This is a genomic window from Rickettsia endosymbiont of Orchestes rusci, from assembly GCF_964030945.1.
Taxonomy (GTDB): domain Bacteria; phylum Pseudomonadota; class Alphaproteobacteria; order Rickettsiales; family Rickettsiaceae; genus Rickettsia.
The window spans coordinates 172,249-187,601 of sequence record NZ_CAXIQG010000001.1 but is presented as its reverse complement, the minus strand read 5'-3'; the positions used below and the strand labels follow the sequence as shown (position 1 = coordinate 187,601).

Sequence of the window (15,353 nt, the reverse complement as noted above, 5' to 3'; positions counted from 1 at the left end):
TTTATATGTTCAGACTCCTCGCAATTTGTATTATCTTTCTGCTTCTCTATCTTGGATTTTCCGTTATTGAAACGCTTGACTCACAAGTCGTTTTGACCTTATACGATTATCATATAGAAACTACGTTTTTTTCACTTCTTACTTTCGGGATTTTGTTATTACTCATAAGTTTTATTGTCATTAAAATTTTAATATTAATTATCGATTTACCGTCAAAAATACAAGATATTTTTACTACACGAAAAATTAACAATAATCAATATTCTCTTGTTAGATCAATATCGGAATATATTATCGATAATAAAAGTAAAGCCGGTGCTATCGCGAGAAAAATTTCTTTACCTATAAAAAAAGAAAATAGAGAGCTTTATATTTTAATTTTAGCTAAAACCGAGGAAGAAATAAGTAAAAAAATTGCCTATTTTGAAGAATTAGAAACATCTAAACCATTTACGTTTTTTGCCGCTAAAAACCTCGCTATATTATTTTACCGTAAAAGTTTTTACCAAGAAGCAGAAGGCTACGCTAGTAAAGCTTATAATTTAAATGAATTTGATAGTGCAGTTTTAGAGATTCTTATTAATTGCTACGGAAAACTTGCATTATGGGAGAAATTTACTTTTGTGGTAGCCAAGCTTGCAAAGCTTAATAAATCCAAATTTGCGATGATGAATTCGGAAATCGCCGAATATTACTTATCGGCAGCAAAAATGATGGTAGAGAATAATCATACTGAAGGCGCAATTGATTATTTAGAGTTAGCCTTAAGCTTGAATTGCGTAACTCCGAAAATATTAGAGCTTTATTTAACTTTAAATTCTAATATCAATAACAATAAAAAAATCAAAATACTAAAAAATGCTTTTAACGCCCATCCTTCTTTAGAAATAGTCAAGATATTTAAGAAATTTACAGAATTGCTTAATTATCAAATCTATGAGGAACTAACCTCAGAACTAAATATCACAGATCATTTAACATTATTCTTAGCTATAGCAGCTTATTTAGATTTACCGGATAAAATAGCCTCTTTAAAAGCCGGTCCAAAGCTTTTATCTTTTTCTGAAGCATAATCAAACACTATTACTGAATTTATACCATCTTCCGTTAAAGGCATAATATCCTCGTTAGCAATTTTAATATGATCAGGATGCTTTAAATACTCGGCTCTATCTTTTGAATTAAGAAACTCCATTATAAAAACGTAATTAAATCCTTTATTTAAATTTTCGGGACTAGAATTTTTTCCAAAGCTAAAAGATTTAATCTGCGGAATATAAGTATTTTTTAAATTTCCTAATTTTTGTAATGCCTGCTCTATTTGTTTATCAGTAACATTAGCAGCAAATTTAAATAACACAATATGCTTGATCAAAATAAATCCCTCCTATTAATTTCTTTCCTTCAAAAGATCGGCTATTAACTGATATGATTCAAAAGCTTTGTTTGGGTCCTCGTGAAGTAGTTCAAAACCAAGTTTCTCGTTATTATTGGCTTGCCACAATCGGCAATTATCCGGACTAATCTCATCGGTTAACATTATTATAGTTTCTTCGCCGTTAAATACTCTACCGAATTCAAGCGTACATTCAACAAGCCTAATACCGATGCCGGTAAATAAGCCGCTTAAAAAATCAAATATTCGGATAGCTTGCTTTTTTACGGCGGAAATTTCAGCTTTGGTTAACCAACCGAAATTTAATATTTGATATTCATTAACGATAGGATAGTTTAACTCGCGACTCCTAACTTTAAAATCAATAATCGGTTTATCAAATACATACCCTTCTTCCATACTAAATTCCTTAACAAATCTACCGCAAGCAACGGAAGAAATTGATAATTGCATCGGAAAAACTTCCACATATTGGATTAATTGCTCTCGCATATTTAGTTTTTCTATAAAATGATTTTCAATTCCGAGCATATCGAGCTTACCCATAATAAAAGAAGAAATATTATTATTAAGCACTCCTTTACCGGAAGTATCAATAATTTCTCCGTTTTCTAAAATAGTCTTATCGGTGAAAGCCATGATAATAAGAAAATCTTCTTCAGAAGTGTATAGGGATTTACGAGAACCTTGATAAAGTATTTTTTTCATTTTATTAAAAATTTTTTTGTATATTGTTATGCAGACAGTTAAAAGCACTATCGATGTCATCCTTGCGCAGCATTGTTGCTTGGATCGTTAAACGCCTATAGTCGCTCGCAATGACGTTCAATTCTTAAAACCATGAGAGCATAACGTTTTATAATAATCAACATTTTTAACTTCCGGTCCGATGATTCCAAGCGTCGGGATCGTCACAAATATTTTGCCAGCTATCTTTAGAATATCTGCGGCTGTTATATTCATAATAAGCTCCATAGTTTCCTCTATAGATATATATTTATTAAAAATAGCATAATTTTTACCGATTTCCTCAGATTTGTAAGCAGGTTTTTCCTGAGCCATGTAAATATTACTTCTTAATTGCGTTTTAGCCCTAATAATTTCAGATTCCTGCACCGATTCCATAATTTTCTTTATTTCATTTATCAATTCCGTACTTAATAATTCTAATTTATCATGAGCGGTGGAAGCATAAATAGTAAATACACCGCTATCGCAATAAGAACTATTATAACTGCCTACTCCATAGGCTAAACCTAATTTTTCCCTAATTTGCTGAAATAATCTTGACGACATACCGCCGCCAAATATTAAAGCGAGTAGCTGGGCTTGATAAAGTTGTTGCATATTAAGATATCCTACCCCTTCAAAGCCTAATATTAAAGTAGTCTGTTCTAAATCTTTGATAACGGGACAATAACCGCCGACATATCTTGCCGGCTCAAAATTATTACTCGTTCCTTGTTTTAAAGAAGAAAATAATTGTTCTGCCGTCTTTATTATTTCCTCGTGGGTGATATTGCCCGCTACCGATAAGTAAAGATTTTGCGCGGTATAATGTTTATCGATAAAGTTAGAAAAATGTTTTTTATTAAAAGTAGCGAGAGTTTTACTAGTTCCTAAAATAGGCTTCCCCAGCGGCTGATCCTTATAAACGCTATTATAAAATTTCTCATATATTAGATCATCGGGATTATCTTGGCTATGCGCAATTTCTTGTAAAATTACTTGATATTCTTTAGCGATTTCTTCTTCGGCAAAAGTAGAATTTTGGATTATATCCGCCAATATCTCTAGAGCTTTACGGCAGTTTTCCGGTAACACTTTCGAGTAATATATTGTTTGCTCATGACCGGTATAGGCGTTGAAATGCCCCCCTATCTCGTCAAATTCTTCGGCAATTTGTTTAGCGTTTCTCGTTTTTGTACCTTTAAACGCCATATGCTCAAGAAAATGAGAGATACCTTCTTCTGCATGAGTTTCAAAGCGACTGCCGACTTTGGCAATTAAATTTATCGCTACCGAATTTACATAAGGCATATTATAGGTAAGGATAGTTAAGCCGTTATTAAGCTTACTAACATTAAAAGTTTCTTTCATAAATTTGTTTATAGAATCCAATCAATTAATAAAATCAGTATAAAAACCTGGCTCGATAAAAGCAGCAGTATGTCATTCCCGCGCAGGCGGGGCTTTGTTTCATGGCTCTAAAAAAGTGCCGTATGTCATTCTAGCTAAAAGCGGGAATCTAAAAAAAATACTTAAAATAAACAAAATTATATAAAAATTTACTATATAATTCGCTTAAATACTTTTCTGGATTCCCGCTTTTAGCTAGAATGACATCAAAAATTCGAGCCATGCAACAAAGCTCACAAATGCTCGCAATGACGATTCCGGTAGTCATACAACAACGCTTTGCCTCCGCGCAATGATGAGCCTCAGCTATCTACGCAAAAATACATCGAATCATTTTAAATTACTAGTTCTTGAGCAAATTAATATATTACCTTGTACCTCCGCAATAAAAATCCTATCGCCTGCTTTAGCTTCTTCCCGCTCACTTTCTTCTAATAAAGCATTCATAATAACCCCCGACCATTTTACTTGTCCCATTTGGCCGGAAGAGATTGTAGGGCTATAAACTTCTACTTCTTTGTTAATCATATCAGAATAATTACTTTGTTTTAGGTTACTATTTTTATAAATATATTTTTTAAGAGGTCGCCATAATATAATAAACCATAACAAAGATAGTAAGCCGAAAATTGTTAATTGCTCTTTTAATAAAATAGGATAATTATATGTTACGATAGCATTTGATAATGCGCCGAAACCAAAAAATAAAAACCCGATATTAGGAGCAGCACCAAATTCTATAATGAAACAAATTACTCCTATTATTAACCATAATTCCGTTAGTGAGATATTGAACATTTTAATTTATCTATCCTATATTATAAAGTTAGTCGGTAACCCTAGAAGATGCTTTTAACTATCCACACAACAACACCTATGGGTGTTGTTGCGTGGCTAATAATTTACCGTATTATGGTTATTATAAGTACGGTGTCATACCGTGGCTTGACCCACTACTGTACGAACGTTGAAAAAAGGCTGTGTCATGCCGTGACTTGATCACGGCATCCAGGAAAATAAAGCCATATTAGACTTATTTTAGAATCTTTTTATGATATTATAAGCTGGACTGAAGTGGTCGTAGCCACGGAATGACAGAATTTTTACCTCTTTATTTAAACGTTCGTACAGTAGTGGGCTTGACCACGGTATCCAGAAAAAATTAAAAAGCCTGACTGGATGCCGTGGTCAAGCCACGGCATGATATCACGGTACTTTTAAAGAATACCAAAAATATAGCAATTTTCGATCCATGCAGCAACGCCACGCCTATGTAGTAATGACATCAAAATAGTTACTTATCATGGACATATGTTTTTAAGAATAATATAACATCGGCTACGTCTTGCGGTTTTGATAACCCTATAAAAGACATTTTCGTCCCCGGCGCGTATTTACTCGGCTTATGCAAAAAAGAAAATAGACTATCATCATCCCATACGCCGCCGATTTTAGTTAATGCACCGGAATATTTATAATCTTCTATGCTAGCTTTCGGACGCCCTGCAACATCCCAAAGATGAGGACCTATTTTATTTGGTCCATCCTTATCTAAAGAGTGGCATACTAAGCATTTTTTTGCTATTTCTTTACCGTTGTCGGCATTAGCATTTTTCATTAATTCCGGTATATTTATTACCGCCTCTGCAGCCTCTGCATTAATTTGAGATGAAGGCGATTCATCTACCGCGACGCTATAACCTCGATGCGAGGCTTGTAAATTTGGTTTATAAAGTATATTCGCAATAAATCCTACCATCATTGCAATTAAACTAGCCAACAAGACAGCCGCAACGATTTTGTTTAATTCTTTTCCGGACATTTATTTGTATATTTTAGGTTGAGTAACATTTTAATAATTAAAATCTACTAATAATTTACTGTATTTATTTGATTATAAAATTTTAGGAGCCTATTATAATTTGTTATAATTTAGATTATAGAGGTTATTAATTCAATGACTAAAATAAAGAATTTGAAAAAAAACACAATCGATGATTTAGAAATTGAAAATCAAAAAAAAATCTCAAAGCTTAAAGCAACAATTGTTGAAAAAAGGAGTAAAGACGATTTAGCCTTACCAAGCAGAAAAAACTTACCTTTAAAAAAATCACAAACTAGCAATTTTGAAAACACTATCCCGGAAAAAAAATCAAAAATCGGTCAGATATTTGCTAAAATAAAGCCTAAATGGGAGTTTTTTAAAAATAGTAAAGTAGGTAAAATTTTATTCAGCAATAGTTTTAACTATGTGCTGTCTCTTGGAGGCGCTGCAATTGCGCTTACCGGAATTTTTATGCCTATATCTCCCTTAATTATAGCAGTAGCAAGTATAGCGGCAATAGGGGTAGGAATTCAAGCGGTAAACAAAACTTTAAAGATACACTCTTTACGTAAACTTCATAAGGAAAATAACTTATTAGTTCAGAATAGAAATGCTAAAACTACGCAAAATTATATCTTATCTTTAGAAGCCGGCTTAAAAAATGCTTTAAAAAATGAATTATATATACCGCAACAAATAGAACAGAAAAATCCCAATAAAAATAAATATAATATAAATTCAAAAAATTTATCAAGCACCGGCCGAGTGCTAGCAGATAATATAGGTGGAGCAGCTTATATTGCAGCCGGTATTATTGAAGGAGTTAGCGGTAACGTAATCGCTATTTTAAAAGCTACCGGCTACGGTGTAATGACTAGTATATCTTTAATTACCGACGGGCTTAGTGAAAAAGAAAGAAATGACGTTCAAAAAATATTTAAATTAAATATAAATGAAGAGTTTAAAAAACAAGATACCCCGAATTATAAAAATTTAAAACAATTGGAAGAATTTACAAAAGAACAAACTATTCAAACATTAGCTTTAAAAAAGCTAATAACAGATAAAAATTACCGGGGAATGAAAGATACCGATAAACAAGAAAAGTTTCGTGAAATCAAAAAAGAATTTGAAGAAGAAATAAATAACGATGGGCTAAAAGCATTTTTGACAAGAAAAGAGCGGTATATAGATAACAGTGAGGAAAATTATATAAAAGATTTTACTAAAGGACTGAATCCATTTTATGAGTACCCTACTAAGGCTCAAGAATATACAAATTTAACAAAAGCTATGGAAGCTAATCCTAAATTTTTTGAAGACACAAAAGATATTTTAAATAAGCGGAATAGAAATAATAAGAAAGAGGTTATAGATTTAACAAAAACTCTAAAAACTAATCAAAATGATACTTTAAATAAGCAAAAAGAGAAAAAAACAAACAAAAAATTGAGAATGAGAGGTTAAAAAATAAATATTCGTTTTTTAAATCGTTATAGCATTGTTGCATGGCTACCGGAATCGTCATTGCGAGCGACTGGAAGCATTGTTGCATGGCTAATAATTTACCGTATTATGGTTATTATAAGTACGGTGTCATCTAGTTGCTTGACCACGGTATGACAAGTTTTAAGCGATTTTAACCATCCATGCAACAACGCCAATCATTATTATTTCAGGCTTATTTTCAAATCTTCAATAATTGAATGATTGGGCTTAAGAACTATCATCTAAAGATTCTGAAAAATTAGTTTGTTTAACTCATGGGTTAAAATAGAAAAATCTACTTTATCAAAGCCTTTTCGAGGGATTATTATCATACCTAAATTAGTTATTTTAAATTTAGGGTTATTAATAATAAGTCTTGTTAAATGCTTTATACGTCTTTTGATTTTATTGCGAATTACTGCTCTTTTATCTAGTTTTTTACTAACTTTTATTCCTAAAAAAATAGTGTTTTGGCAGTTATTAAGGAGGGCAGAGAAATTTTTTACTATTACTAAAATAAAATATTTCCCATGCAGCTTTTTACCGCGCTTATTTACAAGCTCAAATTCTTTTTGATTTTTTAATGAAGTAATAAACAATTTATTAGGCAGATAATTTTTTTCTACCTTTGGCACGGCGCTTTCTTAATATTTCTCTTCCTGCGACAGTAGCCATTCTTGCTCTAAAACCGTGTCTTCTCTTTCTTACTAAATTACTTGGTTGAAATGTACGCTTCATATAATTTTATACCGAACGAAAAATGAAATTTCTAAATAATAAGTATTTATAATTAAATAATTCTAATTTGTCAATGTCATTCTCGAACGTTATTGGTGTTGTCGCCACCGACATGACACCGCAGGAATAAAACCAGAGAGGTCTATATTAAAATGGTGCAGGTTACACCAAAAAAGCATAAGCTAGGCTTAAGAAAGTTAAAAAGCCGAACGCATCCGTTATAGTGGTGAGAAAAACACCGGAGCCGGCAGCAGGATCTATGTCAAAATAATGTAATGCTATAGGTATAGCCGAGCCGAACAATCCGGCAACAAGAAAATTTAAAATAACGGCAATAGCAAAAATTATGCTAAGATTTGTATCAAGTAACATCACAAAACTTAACCCTGCGCCGATAAAAGCAAGAACAAAACCGTTAAAACCGCAAACGGCAATTTCTTTTAATATTACTTTACTAAAATTATTATAATGAATATCTTTGTTAGCTAAAGCTCTCACCGTGACGGTCATAGCCTGCGTTCCGGCATTTCCTCCCATCGAGGCAACGATCGGCATGATAACTACAAGTGCTACAAGTTTTGAGATAGTATCGTTAAAGTGATTGATAATAAGCGAGGTCATGCAGGCAGTAATCAAATTAACGAATAACCAAGGAAAACGATGTTTAACCGTATAAAATAAATTAAAGAAAGTATCTTGAGTATGAACACCGCTAAGCGATAAGATATCTTTTTCGGCTTGTTCCTCAATAATATAAATTATATTATTTATCGATACGCTACCTACTAATTTCCCGCTTTTATTTACTACCGGTACTATAGTTAGCGCATATTGCCTAAAAATAAAGCTTAGCTCATTTAAATCCGTAAAAGCATCTGCAAGCTTAAAGTCTTTATTTATTAAATCCTTTATTAATTCTTCATTTTCGTGTTTAAGTAAAGTACTGAGTAATATAATACCTACGGGACGAGATTTATTATCGGTTACGATAGCCGCGTGGAAATCTTGTTTTTTGTGTTTAATAAAATTTATCGATTCTCCGACAGTCCAATTTTCTTGAAGGTTAATAAAGTCTCTTTCGATTACTCTACCGACGGTATTTTCCGGATAAGTACACCCTTCCGCAATTTGTTGCCTTTTTTCTTTACTAAGCCCGTTTAAAATTAGCTGTTTTGTATCATCGTCCAAATCTATTATTACTTCAATAGCGTCTTCTATAACCAGCTTATTAATTAATTCCGTAGTTTTTTGTATGCCGAGTGCTTCTATTACTAAAGGCTTACTATTAGCATTTAACCATACTAATGTTTCCGGTTTTATAGTATCTTTTAAAAAAGGAAGAATTTTTTTGTAGGTTCTGTTGTTGACGTTATCTAAAAAATCAGCCAAATCAGCATAATGCAATTCTGATAGCATTTTTGCCGCAGCAGCAAATTGCTTATCATCTAAAAGATCATTAATTTGATCAAAAATTTCAGCAAAATGATCATGATGATCAGGTAATATGCTTTTGAACATATTAGGCATAATTTTTTACCTACTAGCTAGACCTTGTGAAATTTTCTCATTAATTTATATTTTGAGATGTTTTTTAGCGAACATTAATAAGATTTTTGCAGGAATAGTTATTCATATTTCAAAAAAATCTTATAATTTACAGCAAAAAAGAGCCAAAATTAAGTTATTTTAGAAAACTTCACAAGGTCTAAAGACGCTTGGTGTTAACTTAATGGGCAAAGGTCAAAAAATGTCATTCCGTAATCAAGCCGGCGTTGTTGCATGGATGGTTAAAAACGCTCTCGGTATCATTCTAGCTAAAGGCGGGAATCCAGAAAAATACTTTTTAAGTCATCCTGAATTTATTTCAGGATATTTTTCAAGAGATGCTGAAACAAGTTCAGCATGACAAAAAAAGCTGGATTCTCGCTTTCGCGGGAATGACACCCTTTTTATGGCAATTTCTTATCCATGCAACAACACCGCTTGACCACGGTATCCGGAAAAAGCCTTAATAAAAAGACTGGATGCCGTGGTCAAGCCCACTACTGTACGAACGTTGAAAAAAGGCTGTGTCATGCCGTGACTTGATCACGGCATCCAGGAAAATAAAGCCATATTAGACTTATTTTAGAATCTTTTTATGATATTATAAGCTGGATTCCGTGGTCGTAGCCACGGAATGACAGAATTTTTACCTCTTTATTTAAACGTTCGTACAGTAGTGGGTCAAGCCACGGAATGACAAAATAATATAATTGGTGCGGTCGAGAAGATTTGAACTTCCAATCTTTTTACAGAACAGCACCCTCAATGCTGCGCGTCTACCAATTTCGCCACGACCGCTTAACCGAAATGTCAGAGCTAAAGAGGCAATGCCTGCGTGGATACCGGAATCGTCATTGCGAGCCGCGGAACGCCTTGTTGCATGGCTCAAATTTTCGATGTCATTCCCGCGCAGGCGGGAATCCAGACTTTTTTTGTCATGCTGAACTTGTTTCAGCATCTCTTGAAAAAGATCCTGAAATAAATTCAGGATGACTATAATTTTCCGGATTCCCGCCTGCGCGGGAATGACATAGGGAGCAGCGGGAATGACATACTGCTGCTTTTATTGAACCATCCACGCAGTCATTGCTTCCTCACAATGACAACTTTTTTAATGATATAGCAAATTATCACGCTAACATCAATAAATAATATTGCTAGTAAATATCTAATTTAGCTTAATAACAAAACTCGGCATTACGTCCTGCTCGGCAGCGGCAATTTTTAGCTGTACTAGTTTTTCATCTAAATCATGATACTTATTATGAAATTTTTCGGCATTACCGGTTAAGACTAAAGCAGAATCGATGCCAAGTTTATTAGCTCCTAAAATATCGGTATAAAAAGTATCTCCGATCATCAAGATACGGTTTTTCGGTACGTTATCTAACTGCTTTAATACTTTATTATAGATTTCGCCGTAAGGTTTTCCCGTATAAACTACTTCCCCACCGAATTGCTTTAATTTTTGTGCATAATAACCGGAACAATATCTATATACACCGCGCTGGTTAATACCGATATCAGGATTAGCGCAAAGATTAATCATACCGCGTTTAACGGACATTTTGAGGATATCGTCAAATTCGTCTAAGTCTAAATTTTCACTTTCATCTCGATAAAGAGTTAAAAGCAAAATATTTGCTTCTTCAATATTGTTAGTAATCGGGCATTGTATACCGTTTATTATATCATTTTCTTCAAAACCTAAATGATATATTATCGGCTTTTCGATACCAAACCGATCAAAGCTTTCTAAAATCATTTCAACGGCTACTTCTCCTGAGCTAATAATCATTTTTGAAGTAGCGTTAAGTCCCCAAGATTTAACCATTTGAAATAAAGAAAAAGTATTACGAGGTGCATTTGAAACAAAAAATACTTTTTTTTGCGCTATTATTTTATTAATGTTATCTACAACATTTGGGTAGGTATATTGTCCTTCAATTACTACTCCCCAAAGATCAAATAAGAATACGTCGTAGTCATTTACTACTTCTAAAATATTTTTAAAATCTAACTTATTCATTAGTGTCTCTAAATTATTTAATTATGCCTTGCCGATTGCGTATTATGGTTATTACAAGTATGGTGTCATACCCACTACTGTACGAACGTTTAAATAAAGAGGTAAAAATTCTGTCATTCCGTGGCTACGACCACGGAATCCAGCTTATAATATCATAAAAAGATTCTAAAATAAGTCTAATATGGCTTTATTTTCCTGGATGCCGTGATCAAGTCACGGCATGACACAGCCTTTTTTCAACGTTCGTACAGTAGTGGGTGTCATACCGTGGCATGACACCGAATTGCTTTGCAAAAATATTGAGCCATGCAACAACGCCGCCTTTAGCTAGGAATGACATCGAGCATGCTTTAACCATCCACGCAGCAACTACTCCTCGCAATGACGATTCCTTTCCTTTTAATAACTTTATTAGAAAACTTTACTCTTCCTACAAGTTTGAGTATACTTGTAAGATTCGTTTTATCAGTATGTGAGATATATGTCAAATAATGAACAAAATATTATAGAAGAATTGATTATCGAGGAATCATATAGTGCCGATTCTATTAAAGTTTTAAAGGGTCTTGAAGCGGTAAAGAAAAGACCCGGAATGTATATCGGTGATACCGATGACGGTTCCGGTCTTCATCATATGATTTATGAAGTAGTCGACAACGCTATTGATGAGTCTCTAGCGGGACATTGTGATTTAGTTCAGGTAACTTTAAACAAAAACGGTTCGGTAACCGTGCGTGATAACGGTCGCGGGATACCTATCGACATCCATGAAGAAGAAGGAATTTCGGCAGCTGAAGTAATCATGACGCAATTACATGCCGGCGGTAAGTTCGATCAAAACTCCTATAAAGTTTCCGGAGGATTGCACGGCGTCGGCGTATCGGTAGTAAATGCGCTATCCGAATGGTTGGAGCTTCGTATATGGCGCGCTAATAAAGAATATTTCATTAAGTTTAATAACGGAGCGGCAGAAGCGCCGCTTGCTTGCCTTGGTGAAGCTATTGAGAGAAAAGGTACGGAAATTACTTTTTTCCCGTCAGTTGAAACTTTTAGTAAAATAGAATTTGACTTTGCAACTATTGAACATCGTTTGCGGGAGCTGGCTTTTTTAAATTCCGGAGTAAAGATTTTATTAACCGATAATAGATTTGAAGAATTAAAGGCCGTAGAATTTTATTATACGGGCGGAGTAGAAGAATATGTTAAATATATAGACCGTGCTAAGCATGCCGTGCATCAATGTATATCGATAAATACTAATAACCCTGAATCCGGTATTAGCCTTGAGTTTGCGATGCATTGGAATGATTCTTATCATGAAAATATTTTATGCTTTACTAATAATATCAGACAACGCGACGGCGGTACTCACCTTAGTGCTTTTAAATCGGGTTTGACCCGTGTTATTAGCGCTTATCTTAAAAGCACCGGACTTGATAAAAAAATGAAAAGTGAGTTTATAGGTGAGGATGCTCGAGAAGGTTTATCTTGCGTTTTGTCCGTTAAAGTACCCGATCCTAAATTTTCTTCGCAAACCAAAGATAAGCTAGTAAGTTCCGAGGTGCGTCCGGTAGTCGAAAATGCCGTACACACTAAAATTCTTGAATGGTTTGAAGAGCATCCTAGCGAAGCCAAATTAATTATCAATAAAATCATGGAAGCGGCAACAGCAAGGGAAGCCGCTAGAAAAGCTAGGGAATTAACTAGACGGAAATCCGCTTTAGAGATATCTAATTTACCCGGTAAGCTTGCCGATTGTCATGAAAAAGACCCGGCACTTTCTGAGTTATTTTTAGTAGAAGGAGATTCTGCCGGCGGTACGGCAAAACAGGGAAGAGATAGCAAAACTCAGGCTATTTTGCCTTTGCGCGGTAAAATTCTCAATGTTGAGCGGGCAAGATTCGATAAGATGCTTAATTCCGACCAAATCGGTACTTTAATTACTGCTCTTGGCACTAATATAGGCGTACAGGATTTTTCGCTTGAAAAACTTAGATATCATAAAATTGTTATTATGACCGATGCGGATGTCGACGGTTCCCATATTAGAACCTTGTTGCTGACATTTTTTTATCGTCATATGCCGGAACTTATTAATAAAGGATATTTATATATAGCGCAGCCACCGCTTTATAAAGTAAAAAAAGGCAGCCAAGAACTTTATTTAAAAAACGAACAAGCACTCCAAGATTATCTAATAAAATCAACCATTAATGATGCCTCACTGATCTTATCCGACCAAGAGCAACTAACCGGTCTAGATTTAGAAGAATTTATTACCAAGGTGATTAAATTTAACGGTTTGCTTGATCAGGCTAGTAAAAAATTTAATCGCCCGATTGCCGAAAGTTTAGCCATTAATAATTTGCTAAATAACGAAATATTTAATAAGGAAAGGGAAGCTGATCTTCAAAAAGCCTTGGATATCTTAAATGCTACGCAAATCTCACTTGATAAAACTGTTTGGGAAGTATTACTTCATGAAAATAGTGTAGAATTTTTCCGTTTTAGTCGAGGCTTGAAGGAAAGTAAAATATTACTGCGGGAACAATTAGAGTCTTTTGAATTTGGGCAAATATCTAAAATGGCTCTTGCTTTCTCTAATATCTTCAAAAAGCAGTTAAAGTTTTTAACTAAAAACCAAGAATTTAATATATTAACTCCTTATCAACTGTTAAATATTATTACGGAATACGGTAAGAAAGGTATAACCGTCCAACGTTTTAAAGGTCTTGGCGAAATGAATTCCGAACAATTATGGGAAACTACACTTGACCCGACTACCAGAACTTTATTACAGGTAAGAGTAACGGAAATTGACAGTGCCGAAGAAATTTTTTCAACGTTAATGGGGGATATAGTTGAACCGAGACGCCAATTTATTCAAGCGAATGCTTTAAACGTAGTAAATTTAGATGTTTAGGAAGATATAAAATAATTAATTATAAGACATGAAAGATAAAATATCGAATTTTGTGGCGTTGGATTTCGGCAGTAGTAAAATTGCCTGTATTGCCGCTTATATCGGTAAAAAAGGCGAAACTAAGATAGTTAGCCAAAATTTACATCATTCTAGAGGCATTAAGTCAGGTATTATATTAGATTTAAAAAGTGCAGAGAGCAGCCTTATTGGAGCAATTTACGCTTTGGAAAAAGATTGCGGTAAAAATATCAAAAAAGTAATTGTCTCTTTATCGGGAGCTGCCACTAAATCATATTACGTGAATTATAAAATAAAACTTACAAATATAATTGTTTCAGACCAAGACGTTAAAAAATTACTACAAAAAGCATTATTAGAATTTAAAATTAAAGATCAAGAAATTATTCATTATTTTCCTATAGAATTCACCCTTGATAATAATGCGGTTGAAAACCCTATAGGCATGTACGGTAAAGAATTAGCTTGCGAACTGCATGTTATAGCCGCAAATAGCAATATGCTTTCAAATATCGTTAATTGTTTTGCTAAATGTCACGTTGAAATTACTAACATCATACTCGCTATTTATGCCTCAGGAATTGCTTGTCTTTCAGAAGATGAGAAAAAACTCGGCTCTCTTATTATAGATATGGGAGATAAAACCACTTCCTTCGGTATTTTTTTTGCCGGTAAATTAATATATACGGGTCACGTGTATCTAGGGAGCTTTCATATTAGTTCCGACATCGCCAAAGTTTTTGGAGTGGATCTTATTACGGCAGAAAAATTAAAAATTCTCTACGGTAATGCAATATTATCTTCATTTGACAAAGATTCTATTATCAATTTAGAAGATTTACAAATTGATAGTCCTTATAATCTTAATACGCCAATCACTATTTATAAGCTTACCGAAATAATCGGTCCAAGGGTAGAAGAAATATTAACCATGGTAAAAACAGAATATGATAAAGCAACAAAAGGGCAAATGGTTGTTTCTCGGACTATTATCACCGGCGGCGGGTCAATGCTTAGAGGAGTAAAGGAACTTGCCGGTAGAATTTTTGAGAGACAAGCTAGAATCGGCAAACCGGATATTATTGACGGCTTTGCCGAAGATTATAATCCGGCTATTTATTCCACAATTATCGGTATGCTAAAAATTCATGCCTTAAAACAACAACAGGAATCTTTTCATATTGAATTAAACGAAAATATCGGCTTTCTCAAAAAACTTTTCATTTGGTTGAAGGATAATATTTAGTACCGG

General features: G+C 33.8%; 20 protein-coding genes and 1 tRNA gene. 9 read left to right on the top strand and 12 right to left on the bottom strand.

What is annotated here, in order from left to right:
- Positions 1-5 precede the first annotated feature (5 nt).
- Positions 6-1,073 (top strand): tetratricopeptide repeat protein, encoded by a 1,068-nt coding sequence (locus AAHM91_RS00925; protein WP_253307460.1) that lies wholly within the window; start codon positions 6-8, stop codon positions 1,071-1,073.
- Here the strand turns inward: AAHM91_RS00925 and AAHM91_RS00920 are convergent.
- The 5 genes from AAHM91_RS00920 to AAHM91_RS00900 all read right to left on the bottom strand — a co-directional run bounded on the left by AAHM91_RS00920 (position 1,001) and on the right by AAHM91_RS00900 (position 4,333).
- Entirely contained in the window at positions 1,001-1,375 is a 375-nt protein-coding gene (locus AAHM91_RS00920; RefSeq protein WP_253307459.1) for a Dabb family protein, read from the bottom strand. The genes AAHM91_RS00925 and AAHM91_RS00920 overlap by 73 nt on opposite strands.
- A 15-nt stretch (positions 1,376-1,390) precedes the next feature.
- Complete coding sequence (locus tag AAHM91_RS00915) at positions 1,391-2,104, bottom strand: phosphoribosylaminoimidazolesuccinocarboxamide synthase (protein WP_253307458.1); 714 nt, start codon at positions 2,102-2,104, stop codon at positions 1,391-1,393.
- Between the two features lie 117 nt (positions 2,105-2,221).
- The gene (locus AAHM91_RS00910; protein WP_253307457.1) at positions 2,222-3,496 is read right to left on the bottom strand and encodes a M16 family metallopeptidase; all 1,275 of its coding nucleotides are present in this window, start codon (positions 3,494-3,496) and stop codon (positions 2,222-2,224) included.
- Positions 3,497-3,644: 148 nt separating this feature from the next.
- Positions 3,645-3,803 carry a hypothetical protein gene (locus AAHM91_RS00905; protein ID WP_342269564.1) on the bottom strand — a complete coding sequence of 53 codons (159 nt, stop codon included), beginning with the start codon at positions 3,801-3,803 and terminating at the stop codon, positions 3,645-3,647.
- Between the two features lie 62 nt (positions 3,804-3,865).
- Entirely contained in the window at positions 3,866-4,333 is a 468-nt protein-coding gene (locus tag AAHM91_RS00900) for an NfeD family protein (protein ID WP_253307456.1), read from the bottom strand.
- A gap of 48 nt (positions 4,334-4,381) precedes the next feature.
- On the opposite strand from AAHM91_RS00900, the gene AAHM91_RS00895 reads away from it, so the two are divergent.
- Positions 4,382-4,534 (top strand): hypothetical protein, encoded by a 153-nt coding sequence (locus AAHM91_RS00895; RefSeq protein ID WP_342269563.1) that lies wholly within the window; start codon positions 4,382-4,384, stop codon positions 4,532-4,534.
- Between the two features lie 295 nt (positions 4,535-4,829).
- On the opposite strand, the gene AAHM91_RS00890 is transcribed toward AAHM91_RS00895, so the two are convergent.
- Positions 4,830-5,357: a c-type cytochrome gene (locus tag AAHM91_RS00890; protein ID WP_341792861.1), complete on the bottom strand. Its 528-nt coding sequence runs from the start codon at positions 5,355-5,357 to the stop codon at positions 4,830-4,832.
- Positions 5,358-5,492: 135 nt separating this feature from the next.
- Here AAHM91_RS00890 and AAHM91_RS00885 point away from each other — a divergent pair, with 135 nt between their 5' ends.
- Positions 5,493-6,827, top strand: a complete 1,335-nt coding sequence (locus AAHM91_RS00885) for a hypothetical protein (RefSeq protein WP_342269562.1) — start codon at positions 5,493-5,495, stop codon at positions 6,825-6,827.
- Positions 6,828-7,090: 263 nt separating this feature from the next.
- Here AAHM91_RS00885 and rnpA read toward each other — a convergent pair whose 3' ends face one another.
- The 3 genes from rnpA to mgtE form a co-directional block, all read right to left on the bottom strand.
- Positions 7,091-7,447, bottom strand: coding sequence for a ribonuclease P protein component (gene rnpA / locus AAHM91_RS00880; RefSeq protein WP_253310021.1), 357 nt, complete (start codon positions 7,445-7,447; stop codon positions 7,091-7,093).
- Between the two features lie 4 nt (positions 7,448-7,451).
- On the bottom strand, positions 7,452-7,586 hold the full coding sequence (gene rpmH / locus AAHM91_RS00875) for a 50S ribosomal protein L34 (RefSeq protein ID WP_253307453.1): 135 nt from the start codon (positions 7,584-7,586) through the stop codon (positions 7,452-7,454).
- Positions 7,587-7,748: 162 nt separating this feature from the next.
- Complete coding sequence (gene mgtE, locus AAHM91_RS00870; protein WP_342269561.1) at positions 7,749-9,113, bottom strand: magnesium transporter; 1,365 nt, start codon at positions 9,111-9,113, stop codon at positions 7,749-7,751.
- A gap of 220 nt (positions 9,114-9,333) precedes the next feature.
- On the opposite strand from mgtE, the gene AAHM91_RS00865 reads away from it, so the two are divergent.
- Positions 9,334-9,492 (top strand): hypothetical protein, encoded by a 159-nt coding sequence (locus tag AAHM91_RS00865; protein ID WP_341792864.1) that lies wholly within the window; start codon positions 9,334-9,336, stop codon positions 9,490-9,492.
- A gap of 350 nt (positions 9,493-9,842) precedes the next feature.
- Here the strand turns inward: AAHM91_RS00865 and AAHM91_RS00860 are convergent.
- Positions 9,843-9,929, bottom strand: a tRNA-Leu gene (locus AAHM91_RS00860).
- Between AAHM91_RS00860 and AAHM91_RS00855 the strand changes: the two genes are divergently transcribed.
- Positions 9,897-10,124: a hypothetical protein gene (locus AAHM91_RS00855; RefSeq protein ID WP_342269560.1), complete on the top strand. Its 228-nt coding sequence runs from the start codon at positions 9,897-9,899 to the stop codon at positions 10,122-10,124. The two genes, AAHM91_RS00860 and AAHM91_RS00855, sit on opposite strands and share 33 nt — an antisense overlap.
- On the opposite strand, the gene AAHM91_RS00850 is transcribed toward AAHM91_RS00855, so the two are convergent.
- On the bottom strand, positions 10,067-10,210 hold the full coding sequence (locus tag AAHM91_RS00850) for a hypothetical protein (protein ID WP_342269559.1): 144 nt from the start codon (positions 10,208-10,210) through the stop codon (positions 10,067-10,069). The genes AAHM91_RS00855 and AAHM91_RS00850 overlap by 58 nt on opposite strands.
- Before the next feature lie 89 nt (positions 10,211-10,299).
- Positions 10,300-11,160, bottom strand: a complete 861-nt coding sequence (locus AAHM91_RS00845) for a TIGR01459 family HAD-type hydrolase (protein ID WP_253307450.1) — start codon at positions 11,158-11,160, stop codon at positions 10,300-10,302.
- A 2-nt stretch (positions 11,161-11,162) separates the two neighbouring features.
- On the opposite strand from AAHM91_RS00845, the gene AAHM91_RS00840 reads away from it, so the two are divergent.
- The 4 genes from AAHM91_RS00840 to ftsA all read left to right on the top strand — a co-directional run bounded on the left by AAHM91_RS00840 (position 11,163) and on the right by ftsA (position 15,347).
- A complete protein-coding gene (locus AAHM91_RS00840; RefSeq protein WP_342269558.1) occupies positions 11,163-11,318 on the top strand; it encodes a hypothetical protein in 156 nt (51 codons plus the stop codon).
- A 114-nt stretch (positions 11,319-11,432) separates the two neighbouring features.
- Entirely contained in the window at positions 11,433-11,636 is a 204-nt protein-coding gene (locus AAHM91_RS00835; protein WP_342269557.1) for a hypothetical protein, read from the top strand.
- A 5-nt stretch (positions 11,637-11,641) separates the two neighbouring features.
- Positions 11,642-14,083: a DNA topoisomerase (ATP-hydrolyzing) subunit B gene (gene gyrB, locus AAHM91_RS00830; protein WP_253307448.1), complete on the top strand. Its 2,442-nt coding sequence runs from the start codon at positions 11,642-11,644 to the stop codon at positions 14,081-14,083.
- A 28-nt stretch (positions 14,084-14,111) separates the two neighbouring features.
- Positions 14,112-15,347, top strand: a complete 1,236-nt coding sequence (ftsA, locus tag AAHM91_RS00825; protein WP_342269556.1) for a cell division protein FtsA — start codon at positions 14,112-14,114, stop codon at positions 15,345-15,347.
- Positions 15,348-15,353: the final 6 nt, after the last annotated feature.